This window comes from Escherichia sp. 94.0001 (assembly GCF_013369155.2).
GTDB lineage: Bacteria > Pseudomonadota > Gammaproteobacteria > Enterobacterales > Enterobacteriaceae > Escherichia > Escherichia coli_F.
In genome coordinates, this window is sequence record NZ_JABWMS020000072.1 from 1 (window position 1) to 22,238 (window position 22,238).

Here is a 22,238-nt window from a genome sequence, read left to right on the forward strand (position 1 = left end):
GCGCTCCGGATGAATATGATGATCTCATATCAGGAACTTGTTCGCACCTTCCCTAGGAAATTGTTCGCCTCCTCAGCGGACAATCCAAATGGTGATTGTCTCTGTTAAACGTTTATTTTGAAGGTCGACTGATAAGGTGATGACGCTGTAGAATTTTTCACGTGCCACAGAATTTTGAACGCTTTCTCTTACAATATTTCAATGTTTCTATCAGTATTCGCCGGAAGAAGTCATCGACCAAATCATCCCAGTCGTCTCGCATCACTGACCATTCATGGTTGACATGTGGTGGAAATCCGCTTCTACAGTAACCATTTTTTATTCGCAAAACCGAACACGCCATACGGATAGCTGTTAACTGGCATGCCGAGGCAGTCGTTATTTATATTTAGTTTTGTCAATAATCTTTATTTTTTGTAAAAGGCAAATATAAATTATTCTCATTATTGTTTGTATTTGTGTATTGTCTTGCCGGTTAACATGATCGGAGATTAGTAATATGCGAATAACCACTCTGGCTTCCGTAGTCATTCCCTGTCTCGGATTTTCAGCCAGCAGCATAGCTGCTGCAGAGGATGTGATGATTGTCTCGGCATCCGGCTATGAGAAAAAGCTGACTAACGCAGCCGCCAGTGTTTCTGTGATTAGCCAGGAGGAATTGCAGTCCAGCCAGTACCACGATCTGGCGGAGGCTCTGAGATCAGTAGAGGGTGTGGATGTTGAAAGTGGTACGGGTAAAACCGGAGGGCTGGAAATCAGCATCCGAGGAATGCCAGCCAGTTACACGCTGATACTGATTGATGGTGTTCGTCAGGGCGGAAGCAGTGACGTGACTCCCAACGGTTTTTCTGCCATGAATACCGGGTTCATGCCCCCTCTGGCCGCCATTGAGCGTATTGAGGTTATCAGGGGGCCGATGTCCACACTGTATGGCTCTGATGCGATGGGCGGTGTGGTGAATATCATTACCAGAAAGAATGCAGACAAATGGCTCTCTTCCGTCAATGCAGGGCTGAATCTGCAGGAAAGCAACAAATGGGGTAACAGCAGCCAGTTTAATTTCTGGAGCAGTGGTCCCCTTGTGGATGATTCTGTCAGCCTGCAGGTACGCGGTAGCACACAACAGCGTCAGGGTTCATCGGTCACATCACTGAGCGATACAGCAGCCACGCGTATTCCTTATCCCACGGAGTCACAGAATTATAATCTTGGTGCACGTCTTGACTGGAAGGCGTCGGAGCAGGATGTGCTCTGGTTTGATATGGATACCACCCGGCAGCGTTATGATAACCGGGATGGGCAACTGGGGAGTCTGACGGGGGGATATGACCGGACCCTGCGCTATGAGCGAAACAAAATTTCAGCTGGCTATGATCATACTTTCACCTTCGGAACATGGAAATCGTATCTGAACTGGAACGAGACAGAAAATAAAGGTCGTGAGCTTGTACGCAGTGTACTGAAGCGCGACAAATGGGGGCTTGCCGGTCAGCCGCGGGAGCTTAAGGAATCGAACCTTATCCTGAATTCATTACTGCTTACCCCTCTGGGAGAATCTCATCTGGTTACGGTGGGGGGCGAGTTTCAGAGCTCGTCCATGAAAGACGGAGTTGTCCTTGCCAGCACAGGTGAAACTTTCCGGCAGAAAAGCTGGTCGGTATTTGCTGAGGATGAGTGGCATCTCACGGATGCACTTGCGCTGACTGCGGGCAGCCGCTATGAACATCATGAGCAATTCGGGGGACACTTCAGTCCGCGTGCATATCTGGTCTGGGATGTGGCAGATGCCTGGACGCTGAAAGGCGGTGTGACCACGGGATATAAGGCACCCAGAATGGGGCAGCTACATAAAGGGATTAGTGGTGTGTCCGGGCAGGGAAAAACAAATCTACTTGGTAACCCCGACCTGAAGCCGGAAGAGAGCGTCAGTTATGAGGCTGGGGTGTATTACGATAACCCCGCCGGTCTGAATGCCAATGTCACAGGTTTTATGACTGACTTCTCCAACAAGATTGTCTCTTATTCCATAAATGATAACACCAATAGCTATGTAAACAGCGGAAAGGCCCGGTTGCACGGTGTGGAATTTGCCGGCACATTGCCGCTGTGGTCAGAGGATGTCACGCTGTCACTGAATTACACCTGGACCCGAAGTGAACAACGTGATGGTGATAACAAAGGTGCGCCGCTGAGTTATACCCCTGAACACATGGTGAATGCGAAACTGAACTGGCAGATCACCGAAGAGGTGGCATCATGGCTGGGTGCCCGTTATCGCGGGAAAACACCACGTTTCACCCAGAATTATTCGTCACTGAGCGCTGTACAGAAGAAAGTGTATGATGAGAAAGGAGAATACCTGAAAGCCTGGACGGTGGTGGATGCAGGTCTGTCGTGGAAGATGACGGATGCCCTGACGCTGAATGCTGCGGTGAATAACCTGCTCAACAAGGATTACAGTGACGTGAGCCTGTACAGTGCCGGTAAGAGTACGCTGTATGCCGGTGATTACTTCCAGACGGGATCATCAACAACAGGATATGTGATACCTGAGCGAAATTACTGGATGTCGCTGAACTATCAGTTCTGATAATAACAAAACGCTATCACTGACGGTAGAATACGTTGCCACTGCAACTCCTGGCGGAACAGTGGCAACGTATTAGGTTAAGTGCATTTCCGATCCGCTAATGAGATTTCGTTACCAACAACTAATATCGTCACAGGAAATGCACGGATTATTTTTAACTTATCATTTACATACTTGTCCAGAGTGTAAGCGCACCGTGAAGGACGTGGGGTAAAAATTAGTTTACAGAGAGAGTGACGTTCCAGGGCAACAACTCTTTCATGCGGTTGGCAGGCCAGGTGTTGATTACACTGATCACGTGGCGTAGCCACGTTTCCGGCTCGATTCCGTTAAGTTTTGCAGCTACCGATCAGGCTGTACATCACTGCCGCACTATCGCTCGTCATCTCAAAGTCCGGTCTCGTCAGCAGGAAGGTATCATTCTCTCCCGCCATTTTTCCAGGGGCCCGGTCAGATAAGTCCCTTTGTCTATCGCTGACTCCTGACTCATAACCCGGTTAGCAGAATGCAGGGTCACCACCTCGCCACGACCAAATCCAAATAAGTCAATTGCACCTTCTCAATCGCCATTTTGTCAGTAAGCGTACAGCCTGAACTGATGGTATCTTCACCATCAATGACAACGGTGATCGCAATTTTACTGACGTTCGCCGGAACACGATCCAGTGCTATCTCAATGCTGGCCTGCTGCGAACCGGTAACGAGCCTGACTGCCCCCTCAGGAGAAGACAAATTATTATAAAAGATAAAGTCAGAATCGCCACTGACCTTTCCCTGAGCATTAAGCATGAACAGGCAGGTATCGGGTTCGCCTTTAAAGCCGGATTTGGCAGGGTACTGAAGATTCAGCCTGATCGTAGATTGCTGAAGGGGTATGTTTTGTCCGGATTGTAGATTCATATTAACTCTCCTGATTTTTGATTATTATTAATGCGCAGCGTTTATATATGTTCCCTAGGCTTAGTTCTGGACGCTGGATATTCGGTGAGGCGTAAATATGGTATGACACCATTTTTCATAACGCTGAAGTTTCTATACCTGTTGAATTGGAATTTTCATTGACCAGGTATCTTATTTTCCAGGGCCCGTTCCTTCATAAGTCGCAAAAGTAACATATATCCGAAGGGCATGCTGTTGATATCAGACACGGAATACTGGCTTTAACCAGCAACCACAGATAAACCCGGGGCCTGCATAAAAGGTTCATGCCAGAATTAACATAGCTCTGCTTTCTGCCCCCCCCCCCTTTCCCATATTCACCCGTTGATAGCGGATCGATACCCAAAAAAAACCCCGGCATTGCCGGGGTCAGACTCAGCGTCTTTTAGACATTGACGCCGTGCTGGGAAGCAAGCGCTGACAGACCACCGGCAAAACCCTGGCCAACAGCTTTAAACTTCCACTCAGTACCATGGCGATACAGTTCACCGAAGACCATTGCGGTTTCGGTTGAGGCGTCTTCAGACAGATCGAAACGGGCAATTTCCGTCCCGTTGTCGTTGTTGTAAACGCGCATGAAGCTGTTGCTCACCATGCCGAAGTTTTGTTTACGCGCTTCTGCATCATAGATGGTAACGGCAAATACCAGTTTTTTGATGTCTGCTGAGACTTTGGTCAGATCGATTTTGACCTGCTCATCGTCGCCGTCGCCTTCACCGGTACGGTTGTCGCCCTGGTGCTCTACTGCGCCATCAGGGCTGGTTTTATTATTGAAGAAAATGAAATGGGCATCTGACAGTACTTTACCGTCTTCACCTACTGCGAATACGGAAGCGTCCAGATCAAAACCCTGACCATCGGTTACACGGGCATCCCAGCCCAGGCCAACCATAGCGACATTCATGGTTGGTGCTTCTTTGGTCAGAGATACGTTGCCGCCTTTTACGAGAGAAACTGCCATTTTTAGCTCCTGCAAACAGTTGAATGAGGCTGAATTAACAGCCCCAGATATGAAAAGTTACTTTTCGATCAGGACGCGTTAATGCCGTACTGAGCACATACAGATGCCAGACCACCAGCATAACCCTGGCCTACTGCGCGGAATTTCCACTCACCATTGTGGCGATACAGCTCGCCGAACAGCATGGCAGTCTCAGTGGACGCATCTTCGGTCAGATCGTAGCGAGCGACTTCAGTCTGGTTATCGTCATTAACCAGACGAATAAACGCACCGGATACCTGACCAAAGCTCTGGCGACGAGCCTGAGCATCGTGGATGGTCACAACGAAGATGATCTTGTCAACTTCAGACGGGACGGCGTCCAGTTTAATTTTCAGCGATTCATCATCACCATCGCCCTCACCGGTGCGGTTATCGCCGGTGTGCGTTACGGAACCGTCGGATGACGTCAGGTTGTTATAGAAGATGAAATCTGAATCGCCGCGCACTTTGCCGTTTGAGGCCAGCAGGAATGCTGAAGCATCCAGGTCAAAGTCCTGACCGTCTGTTGAACGCGCATCCCAGCCAAGGCCCACCAGGACATTTTTCATTGACGGAGCTGCTTTACTCAGGGAGACGTTCCCGCCTTTGGAAAGAGAAACACTCATAAAATAACCTCTTCGATTAGTAATTGTTCAGGTTAACACTTAAGGGGATTAACTCCCCTTTTCCTCAGATTCAGGTTTGCCCGGGAACATGACGCTTGCGAGAATGCCCAGCGCCAGTACACCCAGTACAACATACAGGCTGGTTGTTGCCGCGATGCTGTAACCATGATGCCAGATGTGATCGGTCGCATTCAGGCCGAGTTTTGCCGCGATGAAGAACAGCAGCACGATAACGGCCTTCTCCAGATGAACCAGGTACTGTTTCAGTGCCTCAAGGACAAAATACAGAGTACGCAGGCCCAGGATAGCAAACATCATGGCACTATAGACGATAAGCGGTTCACGACTGACGGCAATGATTGCCGGTACCGAGTCAAACGCGAACATTACGTCCGAGAGTTCAACCACAGCCACACACAGGAACAGCGGGGTCGCATACAGCGCCGCTTTTTTACCACGGCCAATGGTGACATCGCTGTTTTCTGGTTTCGCCAGTTCAGCATCCACTTCCTTCTGGTTAAGTAGGAAGGCATGCCCTCTGAGCTTCGGCCAGATAGGGAAGAAGCGTTTAACCATACGGTAAGCCAGATGCTGGGAGTAATCCTCAATTTCATCATCGTCATCACCGCTTTTAAGCATCATGACCGCCGTCCAGGCAACGATAATAGCGAAGACAACTTCAACGTACGGCCCCAGACTCAGCAGGCTCGTACCGATGGCGACAAAGATGCCCCTGAAGACGATGGCACCAATGATCCCCCAGTAGAGAACACGGTGGCGATAACGATCCGGAACGGCGAACCAGGAGAAGATTGCCATCATGACGAACAGGTTATCGACCGACAGCACTTTCTCCAGCGCATAACCCGTGACAAACAGACTGGCAACCTCAGCACCGTGGTGGATATAGAGGAAACCGGCAAATGCCATCGCAACCACAACCCAGAATACGGACCAGAGCGCAGCACTCTTCAGCGAGATTGGCTTGTCATCACGGTGCATAAACAGGTCAATAAAGATGGCACCGACTGAAAGCGCAATAAAAACAATGACCGTTTCAGTCGGGAAGCCGATGTGTGTGGAAACCATATTTTACCCTTAGGGATGTGGATCAGAGGCCAAATTCAGCCGGGTCGAAGCCCAACGCGATAGCGATCTCGCGGGAGGCCAGTTTCTCGTCCTGATCGAAGTTACCGTCACTTTTCGCAACGGCAATACCAACACGTAAGGCCAGTTGAGCGGCCTCAGGCTGATCTTTCAGCGCCAGGATGTATTTCATGGTTTCGCCCTTGCCAATTTCAACATCGAAATCGAAGCTTGAAACCAGTTTATTGAAGAACTCAATCACCTCATTGGTATCGAAGACCTTCAGCTCTTCTGAAGAGCGCAGAAAGCCCATCATTTTCTGCTTTTCTTCCGAACTTACGCCGTCACTCGATACGGCAATACGGGCACATACAGCAACGGTGCCCTGCATGAATTTTTTGTTTTTGAAACGGCCAACCTGGCGGGTCAGTTCGTCACGGCCTGAGTTAATGGCACCTTTAACTTTGTCGAAAAAGCTCATACCTGTTTCCTTTGTTGCTGTGTTATTTAGAACCGGCGCTCCAGCGAAATCCCCAGCCAAATGCCCGGTCCATTTCGTCCTGGCCTTTGAAGTACTGGTTAATTCGCTCGACTTTAATTGCGCCGTTTTCGTTTACGAGTCTGGCAATGGCGCACAATGTGCGACGGTTCTCACCTTCGGTCAGGCGGGTCTCAATGGGCGGTTGATCCGGCACATGAATGGTGACTACACCATCAGTCTTGTCCCAGCTGGGAACACCTTCATAAATAAAGGCGTAAATCAGCACTTCGCGGATATGCTTCCATTCACGTCCATTGATATGCAGCCACTCGCCGTCTGATACATCACCCGTCCGGTCATCGCCCTTGAGCTGAACATACGGTTCATCGCGATAATCACCGAATGCATTACCGAGCGCCTGAATGACCGATTTATACCCGTCCTGAAGCTCAACAAAGGCCCCCAGATCCAGGTCGATTCCTTTGGAGCCGAACATACCTGCAAAGCCTGATTTGCTACTGCCCCGGTGCCAGTTCAGGTTGATCCGGATTTCACCGAAGTTATCCCGTTTGGTCAGGCTGATTGCAGGCTTCTCTTTTGTCAGCGATACCTTGCTCAGGCTGATTTTTGTCTCAACTGGCGGAGGGGTTACAACCGGAGGAGTTGGGGCTGCGGGAGCCGGTTCGTCGGCAATATTTACGCCGAAATGCTCTGCCAGCGGTTTAAGTCCACCGTTGAACCCCTGCGCAACGAAGCGGAATTTCCAGTCATTATTACGACGGTAAAATTCCCCCAGAATTAAGGCTGCTTCCTGACGGCCGCTCAGTTCGACACTGCCGCTAACCAGGCCGGTAGCCCCTTGCTCCACGTCGATGGAAAGATTACGAAGACCGGACACCGTCTGCCCACCGTCACAGGTCACGGTGAACGCAATTTTCTGGACATCAGGTTTCAGCCGGTTGAGCGCGACAGTAAAGGTTGAGTACTGGCCTTCACTGACCAGGCTGACGGTACCATCATCGTTACGTGGCTGACCATAAAACACCATGTCCGCATCACCCTGCACCTTCCCGTCGGCATACAGGCGAAACGCCGAAGCATCCACCTGGCCGCCCGAGGTGATCCGGACCCGCAACTCCTGGGCTGGAACGGGGGCATTGCCCCCCGGCGTCAGGTTCATTAGCGAATAACCGCTGAAACGATATCGGAGTGCATATCGTCAATTGTGCGGCCGCGACAGGCATGGCCAAGGGCGGTAAAGTCCCAGTTGCCGTTATTACGGCGCAGCGAAGAAATAACGATCCCGGTATGTGAGCCCTGCTCAGTCAGCTTGTAGCGAGCCAGCTCTTTGCCGGTTTGATCGACAACGCGGCAGAAAGCGTTTTCGACGTCATTGAACGACTGACCACGGAAGCTGTTTACCGTAAACGCCAGGTATTCAACGTTTGCAGGCAGGCGGGAGAGGTTGACCTTAATCACTTCATCGTCACCGTCACCCTCACCGGTCAGGTTATCGCCACTGTGCACAACAGCGCCGCAGGTGGATTTCAGTTTGCGGAACCAGATGGTGTCAATTGTTTTACCTGTGCTGTCCATTAATACACAGCCAGCATCGAGATCGATTGAGTCGTTGCCTCCAAACAATCCTCCAAGAAGACCTTTTTTCTTAACCGGATCCCAACCGAGACCGAAATGAAGCTGGCTTAATGCAGATGATTCTTTGCTGAGTGATACCGTCTGGTTCTTAACTAATGAAACCATGTTTTATTCCTTAAAATGGTAATGACCGAGACAATCAAAGGTATATTTAGTAACTGACGAAGAAAATCATATCATGATGAAGTTCTCTGACAAGGGAAATTTTTGTGGTTTTCTGTAAAAACACAAAAAGAAATCCTTTTCAGGGTGTTAGTTTTTCTATTTTTAATTTAAATATCAATGTGTTATAAGGAATCCAAAAAACACTGACGCACTCCATAACCACAGGAGTTATTAATCATATTATGATTGACATGTAGCTTAGACACTCATAGACTCACTTCTCAATCATAAATTTGCATGGCGTTCCGGATAATTAAAAAAAATGAACAAGAAAATTTGGTTTATGGAAGGTTTATCCTCCCAGCGAGATATTATTCAGGGGGTAAAATCATTTGCACAAAAAAATAATTTTGCCATTACCGTTTTTGCCTCCCACCGTAACGAAAGAAATGAAATCCTTTCCGTTGCCGATTATTCTTTGACTGAACCTGAAGATCCTCAAAAACGTCTTCAGTTTATCCAGGAAATCATTCAGACCTACGGCATCCACCATATTCATACTGGCCGTAACAGCCAGTGGTTTGAAGAACACCGTTCAGCCATTGAACCGACCGGTGCCACCCTTACTACCGGTGCAACGGGCGTCGACTGGTTAACTCTGGCTGACGAAAAAGTTACTTTTGCTCAGTTTATGGAGCAAAAGGGTCTCCCGGTCGTACCATCCTGGCGGGTGAATACGCTGGCAGAATTAAAGACACACCTCGCGGCCCCGCCGTTCACTGACAGCCCGGTATGCGTGAAGCCGGTGACGGGTATCTATGGCATGGGATTCTGGCGCTTTGATGACAGTGCTTCGCCTATGGCCGTCTTTAATCATCCCGAACATCGTCTGGTCAGTCCGCAACAGTATATTGCAGCAGCATCAGCTGCTGAGTCGTTTAAACCCCTTGTTTTGATGCCGTACCTGCCAGGCCCGGAATTTTCCGTCGATATCCTCGCGGATAAGGGCGAAATACTCGCAGCCGTGGGACGCCGTAAGGAAGGGGCTATCCAGTATCTGGTAAACGAAGGAAGCGCCTGGGAACTGGCGTGTGACTGCGCCCGTGTTATGAAGGCCGACGGGCTGGTGAATGTTCAGACGCGAAACGATGTGAATGGCAACCCGGTGCTGCTTGAAACCAACATGCGTCCGTCAGGGGGGGTGGGTTATACCCTTCACAGCGGTGTGAACCTTCCTGGGTTATTTGCTGCCTTTAAGCTCGGTCTGATGTCTGAAGATATGGTACGCCAGAGCGCTAAAAACACCTTTTCTCCGGTTGCGGTGAGATCCATTACGGATGTAATTGCATACCCGGAATCACTCTCTAACCTTCTGAATTAAGGCGTATTTATGTCTGATATCCTCGAAGATATGATTTATCGCCGTACCCTCTCATGCGGTACGATTCAGGTAACCCGTGACCAGGGTGAAGTTTCGCTCGATGACCTGTTTGACATCGCTGAAAGACGTAACCCGAAACGCGCCTTTCTGTTTGTCAGCAAAGTACTCGGCAGGCACATTCCCGTGCCACCCTCAGTCATGCGGCAGGCCTACAGACAGCTTGCCAGCCAGTTCCCCTCGACACTGACAGGACCCGTACTGTTTATCGGTATGGCTGAAACCGCCGTTGGGCTTGGGGCCGGTGTATTTGATGAAGTGCGCCACCAGCATCGTGAATCTGTCTATCTGACCTCTACCCGTCACCCGGTTGATGGCACGTTGCTTTGCGAGTTCAAGGAAGAACACAGCCACGCCACCGATCATCTGATCTATCTGCCAGATGATGAAGAGAAAAGACGTCGTGTTACCAACGCACGAACGCTGGTTTTGATTGATGACGAGGCAACCACCGGTAATACCTTTATTAACCTGCTTTCTGCCCTGCGTAATACCGGCAAGCTTCAACATATTGAACAGGTTATCGCCGTAACGCTGACCGACTGGAGTGGCAATGCCCTGTCGGAGCGCACCCCCTTGCCCGTCACTTCGGTTTCGCTTGTAAGCGGTCAGTGGGGATGGACCCCATTACCTGATGCACCTGTCCCGGACATGCCGAAAGTCAACGTAACTTCACGAGGAGAATGGGACATCCAGGGGAAACAGTCATGGGGCCGACTGGGGATGCTCGCACCTGCGGCCGATCTCGGCCATGAGGTCTCCGTCCACAAGGGGGAACGTATTCTGGTTCTCGGGACCGGGGAATTCGTCTGGGAGCCGTTCCTGCTTGCTGAACGGCTCGAAGCTGCCGGAGCACAGGCATTTTATGGATCGACCACCCGCTCCCCTGTCGCCGTTGGTTATGCCATTGAGTCCGCCATTTCCTTTACGGATAACTACGGGCTGGGCATCCCCAATTTTGTCTATAACGTCGCCCACCAGCAGTTTGACCGCATTCTTGTGTGTACTGAGACACCCGCAGAAAGTATTGACACGCAGCTTCTTAAAGCGCTGGCTGAGGTTGCGCCCGTCGTGGAGATTGTTACCTATGAATAAACCCGTTGTTCTGAGCGACCTTGACGACACGCTCTTTCAGACCCGTCGTAAAATGGTGGACGAGCTGGCCCTGGAGCCATTCCGTACCGGTGCCGTTGATCGCACCCTGAATCCACGAAGCTTTATGACGGAAGAACAGTCCATGTTGGTGGACTGGCTCCTGGAGCAGGCTGAACTCATACCCGTTACCGCACGGGGAACTGAAGAAATCAGCCGCGTACGGATCCCTTTCCACTCCTGGGCAATCACAACGCACGGGGCCGTCATTCTCACGCCTGAAGGCAAACCCGACGAGGAGTGGAAGGCCCATATGCTCGGCCAGCTGGCTCCCTACCAGGAAAAGCTGACATCGATGCAGCGTCTGATCACTGAAATGATGGACGCAAAAGGAATCAATGCCTGGGCAAGGCTGAACTTCGAATACGGTGAAACGGCGGTTTATATGGTGATGAAACACCGCGACAGCACCCGCCTTGACGAGCTCAATGCCATTGCAGATGAGATAGAAACGGTGTTTCCGACCGAGGGCTTCTACATCCACCGCAACAGTAATAACGTGGCCTGGCTTCCCACCCCGGTTGAGAAAGGGCTGGCAGTCAGCTGGCTGCTTGAAAAACTTCGGGCTGAACGAGGAGTTTTCCCCGTAATTGGTTTGGGCGACAGCCTGAGCGATCATCGTTTTATGAAACTGTGCAGCTGGTTTGGCATCCCGCGTCAGAGTCAGTTTGCAGATGCCATTTCACAGCGAATTTTTGGAGAAAATTAAAATGCAGCCACATGAAACATTTACCGGCTCATACCAGCCCGGTGACGTGGAATTTCTGCTAAAGCCGGTTGTCATTGAGATGACGCCGGTTGAGAAAAAAGAAGAACTGATTCAGTCCGGGAAGAAACATTATTCGGACATGCTCAGCCAGGAGCCAGCGCCTACACAATGGCATCTTGATTTGTTTCACCGGGCGCTGGATCGGGGCGCAGAGAGGCTTGCAAAAGAAGTCACACAGCTCGCTATTGCTCTGGCCGAACGCTTCGGTGATGAGCCCATTGTACTGGCCAGTCTTGTCAGGGCTGGCGTTCCGCTCGGCGTTATGCTGCACCAGGCCCTGCGTGACATGGGGAAAACCTCATGGCATTACGGTATCAGCATTATCCGGGATCGTGGAATTGACGGTGCAGCCCTCGACGTCATTGAAGAGCGGCATGGTACCAGCGGTATTGTCTTTGTTGACGGATGGACAGGTAAAGGCGCAATTACCGGAGAGCTTGTACGCGCACTGAAAGATCGCCCGGGCTATCCTGAGCAGCCGCGACTGGTTGTCCTGGCCGATCCCTGTGGCTGCTCCTGGCTTGCAGCCAGTGATGATGACTGGCTCATTCCTTTTGGCATCATGGGGGCGCCGGTATCAGGCCTGATCTCCCGGTCAGTATGGTCCTCTGAAGGATTACACGGGTGCATGGTTTGCGAGCATCTCAGTGAATTCGAATGCAGCCGGATGCTTGCCGATACCGTCGCTCATTTCCGTAAGAAGTTAACACCGTCATCCCTCGCTCCCCTGAGCTGGAATACGGAATCAGCCCGGGTCTTATGGCAGACAAGTCGCGACGTTATCGCGTTCCTAGCCGATGAATTTAAAGTGGACAGCGTCAATCGTATTAAACCCGGTATTGCTGAAGCAACCCGGGCTGTATTACGTCGGGTACCGGACCATGTATTTGTGCGTTCTATTGACGACCCGGACGTTGCCTTGCTTGTAGGGCTTGCTCGTGAAAAGGGAATAGTTGTTACAGAAATGGGGGGAACCCTCGGCCAGTATCGGGCTGTAACCATTATCAAGAAGGTACTCTGATGAAAAATCGTCTTTCTCCCTGGAATCTGGGAGCCACGCTATACATGCCTGCAACACGGGAAGATATTGCTGATGCCGTCCTGCACGGGAAAATCCCGGGCTTGCGCTCTCTGGTGATTTGCCTGGAGGATGCTGTCAGTGAAGCAGACATCCCCGTCGCCCTCAAAAATCTGGAGCACCTGCTGCACGAGCTCAGTAACAGCATGAGTAGCCTGGGTAAAAATGACTGGCCTCTGGTGTTCATTCGCCCCCGGCATGCCGAAATGGGCAGATGGTTAAAAGCGCATTATGATCTTTCCGCTGTCGACGGGTTTGTGCTGCCTAAATTTACCCTCAGTTCGTTAGCTGAATGGTGGGATATCATGGTCGGGACTCACCTGTGCATGATGCCAACGCTGGAAACAGAAGATGTCTTTGACGTGGTTCAGATGCGCGAGCTGGCTACCCGTCTGGAGGAACATCCCTGCCACGACCGCATTATTGCGCTTCGAATCGGCGGCAACGATCTTATGAACGTTGTGTCGCTTCGCCGTCCCCGGGACCTGACGCTGTATGACAGCCCGATGGGCTACGTCATCAAAATGCTCGTTTCGGTCTTCGGCCCGCGTGATTTTGCCCTGACCGCGCCTGTATGTGAGCATATTGACGATCATGCCGTTATGGCCAGAGAGCTGGCTCTTGATATGGCACACGGGCTTGTTGGGAAAACGGCCATTCACCCGGGTCAGATAGAGGTCATTCAAAACGCGCTGATGGTCACTCAGGGTGAGCATTCTGACGCTCTGCGGATCCTGAACTCTACCCAGGCCGTGTTTAAGTCGCAGGGAGCAATGTGTGAACCCGCCACACATCGCCGCTGGGCGGCTGGCATTCTGGACAGGGCTCGTTTTTATGGGTTACAGAACGAGCAAAGCGCTGATGGAATCAGATTACTTACCGTGACCCAGCATCATTAAGGAAATCATAATGGGGTTCAGGTTCAGAAAGTCGATCAACATTATTCCTGGCGTTCGCCTCAACCTGAGTAACGGTGCACCGAGCCTGAGTGTCGGGCCGAGAGGTGCTTCCGTTTCTTTTGGTAGCCGGGGGACCTATGCCAATCTGGGCTTGCCCGGTACCGGGCTGAGTTACCGTACCCGGCTTGACCGGGCCGCGCGTTCCAGAGGTGAAAACCGGACGGCAACCGACCCGGGGCTCAGACAGGCGCTTGAGCAGAAAGCCGCTGAACTCATGTCAGCGGTAACCGCAATCCGTAATATTCACGAGCTGACGCCGGATCCAAAAACAGGCATCAGCTGGGCAGAGCTGGAAGCAGTATACCTGCATAACAGAACGTCGCCTTTTCAGGTTCCGGCACCGGTGCGTCCAGAAAAGCCAGACTACCTTGTATTGCCGGAAAAGCCTGCCGAGAGCGAAGGCATTAGTTTTTTGGGTAAATGGTTTGAATCGGAATCAGCTAAAGCTGAGCGCCACGCCGAAAATCTTCGCCGGTGGCAGCAGGAGCTGATTGATGTGGAGCGTGAGAATACCCTTCGACAGCACCGGTACCAGCAACAACGGACGGCCTGGGCCGAACAGTATGCAAACTGGAAGTTTGAAGCTGAAGAACATGAAAAACGGCTCGCCACGGCTCAGGCAGATGCCCGGCAGCAGTTCCGGACAGACGCCGCGTTTTTCGAATCATACCTGGCGGGTGTGCTGGCAGAAACTGAATGGCCGCGTGAAACGCTTGTTGCATTTGAAGTAAAGCCGGAGCTATCAGCAGTCCTGCTGGACGTTGATTTAGCTGAGATTGAAGATTTCCCTGATAAGATTTACGGCGTTAATGCCCGGGGAACGGAGCTGACGGAAAAAGCCATGACGCAAAAAGCCGTACGCGAAAACTATGCCCACCACGTCCATGGCTGCTTGTTCCGCCTGGTCGGTATCGTTTTACATACGCTACCTTTCGACAACGTGATTGTGTCAGGCTTTACGCAACGGGTCAGTAAGCGGACCGGCTATCTGGAGGATGAGTATATCCTGTCCTGCAAATGCACTCGCAGCCAGATGTCGTCAGTAAATTTTGCAGGCATAAAACACATTGATCCGGTTGAAGCGTTAGGCGATCAACCGGTTATTCGAAAGATGAGCAGTACCTTCATTTTTCAGCCTATTGAACCACTAACCCTTTAAGCAGGCTAAATCTTACGATGCAATTAAATACCAGACAGGCCCGGATTTTTAAGCTTGCCAACTTACTGGGCACCGGCAAGCCCGTTTCCGCTGCCGACATTATAACCAGTCTGGAATGCTCTGAGCCGACATTAACCCGGGCCCTCAAAGAGCTACGCGAGTCATATTCTGCGGAGATCAAATACAGCAAGGCAGGTCATTCCTATCATCTCGTTAATCCGGGCCAGTTGGATAAAAAGACCCTCCGCCGGATGAATGAAGCGCTCGCACAGAATGCTGAACTGAAAACCGGTGAGTCCACAGGGAAGGTCGTACTCGATAAGGATAAAAAAACAGCCGTGTCATTATCGCTACGCATGCGGATTCTAAGAAAAATTGACCGTCTGGCTGCGCTGAGTGACTCGACCCGAAGTGAAGCGGTAGAGAAGCTGGCTCTGCACTCCGTTGATGAACTGATAAAAGAATACAGCGCTAAAAAGTCCTGACGCTAAATCTCAGACCGGGGTGAAAACTCCGGTTTTGTCATATTTCACCTCTGTATTGGCGTGATGCAAAATGGCATCTGAATCGATCATGGTTTGGCATCCATTTCCGATCACAGTTTGGCATCACAATCGATCACGATTTGGCATGCTTCCGCTCATTGATTGGCATCCTGGTGTCGTTACGGGGAAGTCATCTTCACAGGGATCTTCAGTCAGTTAGCATTACCGACATCCATTCACCAACTTACCGGAGATAATCAATGTCAAAACCCCGATGGACGCTTGATCAGAAAAAACATCACGTTGCCGCATGGCGCGCCAGCGGCCTTACCCGTGAACAGTACTGTGAACTTTACGACATTCCGTTTAAATCCCTGCGCCAGTGGCCGCAGGATGTCGCAAAAGCCGAAAAACGAGCCAGAGCACCAGAAATTATTCCTGTTTCAGTATCTGGCTCTTCCGGAATGACTGATGGCAGACCATTGTCGGATGAGCCTGTCACTCTCTTCCTGCCCGGTGGTATCCGGATGTGCTGCCAGCCTTCTCAGTTAACCGATGTTTTCCGGGCTCTTCGCCATGCTGACGCCTGATAACGTATTCCTGGTCGTAAAACCCGTCGATATGCGCCGGGGTATCGACACACTGACACAGTACGTCCAGAACGAACTTAACGCTGCATGGCATGACGGTGCTGCTTTTGTCTTCACCAATAAAGTCCGCTCCCGCATAAAAGTTCTCCGGTGGGACAAACATGGCGTATGGCTGTGTACCCGACGACTGCACCGGGGAAGCTTCCGCTGGCCCCGGAAAGGTGATGCCACATGGCATCTCACACAGGATGAGTTTCACTGGCTGGTCTTTGGGGTTGACTGGCAACAGGTGAAAGGGCATGACCTGGCAAAATGGGTATACCAGGAAGAACCCGAAGATGCTCAGAGCAACGCAATAACTCAATGAAATATAATGAATATCCATGCGTGATGTCATATAATCCACCGCATGGATATCTCGCTTCTCAGTACCACCAGTGACCCTGAACAGCTTCGCGCTCTGGCAATTGCCATGGTGCAAAAAGTCATGGCTGAGAATGCAGAACTTCAGAACCGTATCCGCATCCTGGAAGAGCAGATGAAGCTCGCACGCCAGCAGCGTTTCGGTAAAAAATGCGAATCGCTGGCCGGGATGCAGCGTTCCCTGTTCGAAGAGGATGTTGACGCGGATATCGCAGAAATCTCGGCGCATCTGGACAAACTGCTTCCTCAGACCGGGGACGAAGAAAAAACAACAACACGTCCTGTTCGTAAGCCCTTGCCTTCACCTCTTCCCCGTGCTGAAAAGGTTATCCCGCCAACTGAGGAACGTTGTCCTGACTGTGATGCCCCCCTGCACTTCATTCGCGATGAAGTCAGCGAGAAGCTGGAATATATTCCGGCACAGGTCGTGGTCAACCGCTATATCCGCCCGCAGTACAGCTGTCCCTGCTGTGAGAAAGTGTTCAGCGGAAAAATGCCGGCACATATCCTTCCGAAAAGTGCTGTTGAGCCATCGGTCATCGCACAGGTTGTCATCAGCAAATATACCGACCATCTGCCCCTGTATCGCCAGCAGCACATTTTCTCCCGAATGGGGGTGGAGCTCCCCGTCAGTACAATGGCGGATATGGTCGGTGTTGCTGGCGCTGCACTGGCCCCGCTGGCAAAATTGTTACGCCACGAGCTTCTGACACGGGATGTTATTCATGCAGATGAAACGTCCCTGAGGCTCCTTGATACCCGGAAAGGCGGTAAATCCTGCTCCGGCTGGCTGTGGGCTTACGTCAGCGGAGAAAGAGTAAGCGTCAACGGAGCACCGTATTGACGCTTATTTATTGGTGAGTACTACGTTCCATGGCAGGAGTTCATCAACTCGGTTGGAAGGCCATTCTGGCAGTACGCTCAGGATATGGCGCAGATACGCTTCCGGATCGATACCGTTCAGACGGCAGGTGCCGATCAGCCCGTACAACAGTGCTCCACGCTCGCCGCCGTGATCGCTGCCAAAGAACATAAAGTTTTTCTTTCCGAGACAGACTGCACGAAGCGCTCTTTCCGCAGCATTATTATCCGCCTCCGCCAGACCGTCATCACTGTAATAACAGAGGGCATCCCACTGATTCAGTACATAGCTGCACGCTTCGCCCAGTCTGGATTTTTTCGACAGCGTACCATTCTTCTCCACCATCCATTCATGCAGTGACGTCAGTAACACTTTGCTTCGCTGCTGCCTGACGGCAAGACGCTCTGACTCCGGTAATCCCCGTATTTCATCCTCGATGGCGTACAGTTCACTGATTCGCTTCAGGGCTTCTTCTGCCGTCGCACTTTTGCTGCTGATGTATACATCGTGGATTTTTCGCCGGGCATGGGCCCAGCACGCAACTTCTGTCAGTGCACCACCTTCACGTTCTGCACTGAACAGCCGATCGTAACCGCTGAACGCATCCGCCTGCAGGATACCCCGGAAGGGACGAAGGTGTTGTACCGGATGTTTTCCCTGCCTGTCTGGTGAGTAGGCGAACCAGACCGCCGGTGGCTCTGATGAGCCCGCATTCCGGTCATCCCGGACATACGTCCAGATGCGTCCTGTTTTTGCCTTTTTTCTGCCCGGTGCCAGCACTTTTACTGGTGTGTCGTCAGTGTGAACCTTGCGGGTGTTCATCACGTAACGGTACAGGGTATCATTCAGCAGAGTCATTAACTGACAACATGCGTCAACCCAGTTGGAGAGTAATGCCCGGCTCAGTTCGATGCCCTGGCGGGCAAAGATTTCACTCTGACGATACAGTGGCAGGTGTTCGCAGTATTTTCCCGTTAACACGCGGGCAAGTAATCCGGAGCCCGCGATGCCGCGCTCTATCGGGCGGGACGGCGCTGGCGCTTCAACTATACAGTCACATTTTGTACAGGCTTTTTTTACCCGAACAGTGCGGATCACTTTCAGGGCGCTACTCACCAGTTCCAGCTGCTCAGCACTGACTTCCCCCAGATAATCCAGCTCACTGCCACACTCCGGGCAACAACTTTCTTCAGGCTCCAGACGGTGTATTTCACGGGGAAGATGTGCCGGTAACGGACGACGATGACGTGACTGTCGCAACTGGCGGGGAACCTGCGGGTCATCCTCACGCCCACTGTAACGATCGCTTTCCTGTTCGCGTTGTTTCAGTTGGGCCTCAGCCTGTTCAACCTCACGCTGCAGTTTTTCAGAACGGGTACCGAACAACATCCGGCGCAGTTTTTCTATCTGGGCCCTCAGATGTTCTATTTCCCGCTCCTCCTCTTCGATCTTTTCCTCGGCACGTGCCAGTGCAGAGCGCAGGAAGGCCTCCGTCTCTTCAACCAGACTCAGTTGCTGATCTTTCTGACGGAGGGCTTCAGCCTGCTCAGAGAGCAGCCTTTCCAGCTCAGTGATACGAATGAGGTATTTCCGACTCATGACCGTTTTTATAATCCGGCCATGACATTTTTACAACATTGTCAGTGCATTAAGGCGGGATGTTTTGGGCTGACGCCAGTCCAGTTTATCGAGGAGCATTGCCAGCTGCGAGCGGGTAATGGATACCTTACCGTCACGCACCGCAGGCCAGATAAACTGGCCTTCCTCCAGACGTTTGGTGAACAGGCACAGACCATCAGCATCAGCCCACAGAATTTTAATCGTGTCACCCCGTCGGCCGCGAAAGATAAACAGGTGACCGGAGAAGGGGTTCTCATCCAGCACATGTTGTACCTGTTCTCCCAGACCGTTGAAGGATTTACGCATATCAGTAACGCCGGCAACCAGCCAGATTCGAGTGCCTGATGGGAGCGAGATCATCGTCCCCTCCCGGTCAGTTCACGGATCAACACCGTGAGCAGCTCTGGTGAAGGATTTTCCAGCGTCATGTTACCGTGGCGGAACTCAACTTTACAGGAACTGGCACTGACTGTGCTTTGTGAAGGAGTGGATAAAAGCGGAGTAAGAGCCGCCATAGGCTCTTTCTGCTCATCAGGCGTTATCTCAACAGGTAATAATTCAACGCCAGCGCCAGAAGAGGTTGTTACCGGAAGACGCCGCGATATACGCCTTTCGTTCTGCCAGAGCCTGAGCCATTTGAACAGGAGGTTATCATTGATATCGTGTTCCCGGGCAATACGGGCAACAGAGGCTCCTGGTTGTGAAGCCAGTTTAACCATTTGAAGTTTAAACTCATTTGAAAATGATCTGCGGGGTTCTGAGGATAATATTTTCTGTTCCATAACAGGTGTCCACTAGTTGAAAAGGTGGGCACCTACGTTACCAATACTGGCTTAATGGCTACATACGGCGGTCAGTTTACGCTTACGAGAAAGAAGCGGTCCGCCGGTCGTCTGTTTTGACTCGCAGACCGGACGGGCCCTCAGATATCCTGAGGCCTGGCTGCAGGGCTGGTGTGGCGGTACGCTGGTGAGTGACGGATACAGCGTGTACAAATCTCTGGCGGATAATGACCCCGGTATTACATCTGCCTGTTGCTGGAGCCACGCAAGGCGCGGTTTCGCAAATCTGTATAAGGCCAGCAGGGAGCCCCGTGCAGCCATGGCGCTGAGAAAAATCGCGGGTCTTTATCGCATTGAGAAGTTCATCCGTGAACGTCCTGTGGAAAAAATACGGCAATGGCGACAACGGTATTCCCGGCCGATAGTGAATGACCTGTTTGCCTGGCCTGAAGAGCAGGAGCCGTGCTGTCCGCCCGACGGACCACTAAACAAAGCGATTAATTATATCCTGAACCGGCGCGATGAACTGAGCTGCTTCCTGAGTGACGGAGCCGTGCCCCTGGACAACAATATCTGCGAGCGTGCTATCCGCCCGGTGGTCATGGGGCGGAAAGCATGGTTATTCGCCGGTTCACTGATGGCCGGGAACCGCGCGGCACAGATAATGAGCCTTCTGGAAACGGCAAAACGTAATGGTCTGGAGCCGCATGCCTGGCTGACAGACGTTCTGACGCGTCTACCGGAGTGGCCGGAAGACCGACTGGAAGAGTTGCTGCCCCTTGAGGGATTTACCTTCTCCGGGTGAGTGATACCTGCCATCAGGTGTTCGTGCAGCGGGCCATAACCCGCAGTCGGGAGTTGAACGCCTGACGACAGGAAATGAGCCAGAGCAGCGACCACGCGGGCTGACAGTGAGTCAGAACCTGAATCAGCCCGGAGCCATTCCCGGGGCTGTACTTCATCACCTGCCATCAGTACCCGTGTCAGTACTTCGCGACCTGACGCAATTACCCGACTCAGTTCTTCAGAACCCGCCTCCGATACCAGCCTGGCGGTCGCCCCTGTGCAACAAAATAAATCAACCATCGTCAGACGGTGATCAATCGTATGCGCTGCCAGTGGCTCGCCTGAAAAATGCGTCAATATGAGTTCGCCGGAACAATACCTCAGTTCTTCAGAACCCGCCTCCGATACCAGCCTGGCGGTCGCCCCGGCGCAACAGAATAAATCAACCATCGTCAGACTGCGATCATTCGTATGCATCGCTGATGATGCGCCCGAAAAACGCGTCAATATGAGTTCGCCGGAATATTACTGACGACACGGTTTGTAGTTACGTTCCTTCGGTGAGTGAGTACCTGTGCGTCAGGGTAACGCAATCAGTTCAGGTTTAGCGGGGTGTCAAGTCGGTTTGGCTAACCGACCGCAGAATTAACTGTACCTTTAAAGGTCGCCCCCGATATATCTGCCTGTCAGACATATCGCCGATTCGGTATCTCACTACATAAAACTCCTTAAAAAACAATGCGATTCTGTTGGTACGAAGCTTTCAGTAAGTCAGTCCGGAGAAGCGCCAGTACGATACAGAATGAGGTTGAAAAAAACGTTCACGTCTGGTCACTTCTTCAAATGTTAAAAAACATCTCGTAAAGAGCCAGTTTATGCGGGTTCGTTGAGTAGACGTGCGAGCGTCACTTTGTCAGCTTTAACGCTGACGAAAGTGACGCCCGCACAGCTTCAAACTCCACATGCACACGCAAGCGACCAAATTTCAAATGGTCTTATGCCGTGCGCACAGTCATAAGAAGCGCATGCGGAAAGTCAGAAAATATCTTAAGACGCAGATTTTAAAGGCGTTTTTATGCCAGTCTGCCGGGAATACACAGTAGTCCGGTTGTCCGGAAGCACCACGGTAATCCGAAGGAAAAATCAACGTACCTCAATCACCGTAGTGATATCCGTTCCCAGAGGCTAAACGGATGTACCACCATAAAGGCATCCTCTTTCAGGCTACGAGGATATTGCAATCACCCGAAGGCGTTTCTCTCAGATTGCTGAAACATTGGCTGGCAGTCACCCGAAGGCGTCCCTCTCAGACTGCTGGAACATTGGCTGGTCGCAAAAGCGACAGTTAATGCAAATACAGGTTAACAAAAAGGGAAATCTGCCGTCAACCCAACCATATGAACATGTTGATTTCATTATGAATGTGATGTTCTAATATAAATTAATCAGTAACTTCATAAAAAGAATATAAGAAACAGATAATGCATGTATTTACACACATATCAGCACAATGATAGATTACCACCCCAGAAACACGATAAAGGTATAATTATGGAATTTTCCGTTATTTTTTTCTGGGTTATCACTGGTCTTATTACCATCTTATTCTTAAAATCAATAATAACCGATCTAATAAAAAACCTAAACAAAACAGACATAGCGTTATATAT

The 22,238-nt window shown here is 51.2% G+C and carries 21 protein-coding genes and 4 pseudogenes; 13 read left to right on the forward strand and 12 right to left on the reverse strand.

All coding sequences use genetic code 11. The annotated features are described in order from the left end of the window. Positions 1–378 precede the first annotated feature (378 nt). Positions 379–561 (reverse strand): hypothetical protein, encoded by a 183-nt coding sequence (locus HEN33_RS26970; RefSeq protein WP_000922604.1) that lies wholly within the window; start codon positions 559–561, stop codon positions 379–381. On the opposite strand from HEN33_RS26970, the gene iha reads away from it, so the two are divergent. Then, complete coding sequence (gene iha, locus HEN33_RS21250) at positions 500–2,590, forward strand: bifunctional siderophore receptor/adhesin Iha (protein WP_001223350.1); 2,091 nt, start codon at positions 500–502, stop codon at positions 2,588–2,590. The genes HEN33_RS26970 and iha overlap by 62 nt on opposite strands. Positions 2,591–2,807: 217 nt before the next feature. Here the strand turns inward: iha and HEN33_RS21255 are convergent. The 8 genes and pseudogenes from HEN33_RS21255 to HEN33_RS21290 form a co-directional block, all read right to left on the reverse strand. Further along, positions 2,808–2,958: pseudogene (locus tag HEN33_RS21255) on the reverse strand (transposase domain-containing protein); the annotation flags it as partial. 145 nt (positions 2,959–3,103) lie between these two features. Further along, positions 3,104–3,490: a TerD family protein gene (locus HEN33_RS21260; protein WP_001053349.1), complete on the reverse strand. Its 387-nt coding sequence runs from the start codon at positions 3,488–3,490 to the stop codon at positions 3,104–3,106. A 424-nt stretch (positions 3,491–3,914) separates the two neighbouring features. Continuing rightward, positions 3,915–4,490, reverse strand: a complete 576-nt coding sequence (locus HEN33_RS21265) for a TerD family protein (protein ID WP_000301248.1) — start codon at positions 4,488–4,490, stop codon at positions 3,915–3,917. Between the two features lie 68 nt (positions 4,491–4,558). Continuing rightward, entirely contained in the window at positions 4,559–5,137 is a 579-nt protein-coding gene (terD, locus tag HEN33_RS21270) for a tellurium resistance membrane protein TerD (RefSeq protein ID WP_000116680.1), read from the reverse strand. 48 nt (positions 5,138–5,185) lie between these two features. Further along, positions 5,186–6,226 carry a tellurium resistance membrane protein TerC gene (gene terC, locus HEN33_RS21275; protein ID WP_000255079.1) on the reverse strand — a complete coding sequence of 347 codons (1,041 nt, stop codon included), beginning with the start codon at positions 6,224–6,226 and terminating at the stop codon, positions 5,186–5,188. Between the two features lie 22 nt (positions 6,227–6,248). Continuing rightward, positions 6,249–6,704, reverse strand: coding sequence for a tellurite resistance TerB family protein (locus HEN33_RS21280; protein WP_000007449.1), 456 nt, complete (start codon positions 6,702–6,704; stop codon positions 6,249–6,251). Between the two features lie 22 nt (positions 6,705–6,726). After that, positions 6,727–7,884, reverse strand: a complete 1,158-nt coding sequence (locus tag HEN33_RS21285; RefSeq protein ID WP_001054789.1) for a TerD family protein — start codon at positions 7,882–7,884, stop codon at positions 6,727–6,729. Further along, positions 7,884–8,465 (reverse strand): TerD family protein, encoded by a 582-nt coding sequence (locus HEN33_RS21290; RefSeq protein WP_000254140.1) that lies wholly within the window; start codon positions 8,463–8,465, stop codon positions 7,884–7,886. The genes HEN33_RS21285 and HEN33_RS21290 overlap by 1 nt, the downstream gene beginning before the upstream one ends. Positions 8,466–8,787: 322 nt before the next feature. Between HEN33_RS21290 and HEN33_RS21295 the strand changes: the two genes are divergently transcribed. From HEN33_RS21295 to tnpC (HEN33_RS21340), 10 genes and pseudogenes are all read left to right on the forward strand, one after another. After that, positions 8,788–9,846, forward strand: a complete 1,059-nt coding sequence (locus tag HEN33_RS21295; RefSeq protein WP_032253552.1) for an ATP-grasp domain-containing protein — start codon at positions 8,788–8,790, stop codon at positions 9,844–9,846. Between the two features lie 9 nt (positions 9,847–9,855). Then, entirely contained in the window at positions 9,856–10,998 is a 1,143-nt protein-coding gene (locus tag HEN33_RS21300) for a phosphoribosyltransferase domain-containing protein (protein ID WP_001280118.1), read from the forward strand. Then, entirely contained in the window at positions 10,991–11,764 is a 774-nt protein-coding gene (locus HEN33_RS21305) for an HAD family hydrolase (protein WP_001040060.1), read from the forward strand. The genes HEN33_RS21300 and HEN33_RS21305 overlap by 8 nt, the downstream gene beginning before the upstream one ends. Before the next feature lies 1 nt (position 11,765). Further along, positions 11,766–12,845: a cysteine protease StiP family protein gene (locus HEN33_RS21310; RefSeq protein WP_001182418.1), complete on the forward strand. Its 1,080-nt coding sequence runs from the start codon at positions 11,766–11,768 to the stop codon at positions 12,843–12,845. Further along, positions 12,845–13,801 (forward strand): HpcH/HpaI aldolase/citrate lyase family protein, encoded by a 957-nt coding sequence (locus tag HEN33_RS21315; protein WP_000797372.1) that lies wholly within the window; start codon positions 12,845–12,847, stop codon positions 13,799–13,801. The genes HEN33_RS21310 and HEN33_RS21315 overlap by 1 nt, the downstream gene beginning before the upstream one ends. A 10-nt stretch (positions 13,802–13,811) precedes the next feature. Further along, a complete protein-coding gene (locus HEN33_RS21320) occupies positions 13,812–15,020 on the forward strand; it encodes a DUF4236 domain-containing protein (protein ID WP_000506898.1) in 1,209 nt (402 codons plus the stop codon). 17 nt (positions 15,021–15,037) lie between these two features. Further along, positions 15,038–15,505 carry a tellurium resistance protein TerW gene (gene terW, locus HEN33_RS21325; RefSeq protein ID WP_001176766.1) on the forward strand — a complete coding sequence of 156 codons (468 nt, stop codon included), beginning with the start codon at positions 15,038–15,040 and terminating at the stop codon, positions 15,503–15,505. A 260-nt stretch (positions 15,506–15,765) separates the two neighbouring features. Then, positions 15,766–16,095, forward strand: a complete 330-nt coding sequence (gene tnpA / locus HEN33_RS21330; RefSeq protein WP_000042916.1) for an IS66 family insertion sequence element accessory protein TnpA — start codon at positions 15,766–15,768, stop codon at positions 16,093–16,095. Continuing rightward, positions 16,082–16,462 (forward strand): IS66 family insertion sequence element accessory protein TnpB, encoded by a 381-nt coding sequence (gene tnpB / locus HEN33_RS21335; protein ID WP_000957249.1) that lies wholly within the window; start codon positions 16,082–16,084, stop codon positions 16,460–16,462. Before tnpA (HEN33_RS21330) ends, tnpB (HEN33_RS21335) begins: the two co-directional genes overlap by 14 nt. Before the next feature lie 42 nt (positions 16,463–16,504). Further along, positions 16,505–17,335 (forward strand): annotated as a pseudogene (tnpC, locus tag HEN33_RS21340) (IS66 family transposase); the annotation flags it as partial. Between the two features lie 30 nt (positions 17,336–17,365). On the opposite strand, the gene HEN33_RS21345 reads toward tnpC (HEN33_RS21340), so the two are convergent. The 3 genes from HEN33_RS21345 to tnpA (HEN33_RS21355) are packed head-to-tail and all read right to left on the reverse strand — an operon-like array spanning position 17,366 to position 19,782. Continuing rightward, the gene (locus tag HEN33_RS21345; protein ID WP_000088522.1) at positions 17,366–18,979 is read right to left on the reverse strand and encodes an IS66-like element IS682 family transposase; all 1,614 of its coding nucleotides are present in this window, start codon (positions 18,977–18,979) and stop codon (positions 17,366–17,368) included. 30 nt (positions 18,980–19,009) lie between these two features. Next, complete coding sequence (gene tnpB, locus HEN33_RS21350; RefSeq protein ID WP_000624701.1) at positions 19,010–19,360, reverse strand: IS66 family insertion sequence element accessory protein TnpB; 351 nt, start codon at positions 19,358–19,360, stop codon at positions 19,010–19,012. Beyond that, a complete protein-coding gene (gene tnpA / locus HEN33_RS21355; protein ID WP_000435663.1) occupies positions 19,357–19,782 on the reverse strand; it encodes an IS66-like element accessory protein TnpA in 426 nt (141 codons plus the stop codon). Before tnpA (HEN33_RS21355) ends, tnpB (HEN33_RS21350) begins: the two co-directional genes overlap by 4 nt. Before the next feature lie 67 nt (positions 19,783–19,849). Here tnpA (HEN33_RS21355) and tnpC (HEN33_RS21360) point away from each other — a divergent pair. After that, positions 19,850–20,587: pseudogene (gene tnpC, locus HEN33_RS21360) on the forward strand (IS66 family transposase); the annotation flags it as partial. 1,466 nt (positions 20,588–22,053) lie between these two features. Continuing rightward, positions 22,054–22,238 (forward strand): annotated as a pseudogene (locus HEN33_RS26475) (hypothetical protein); the annotation flags it as partial.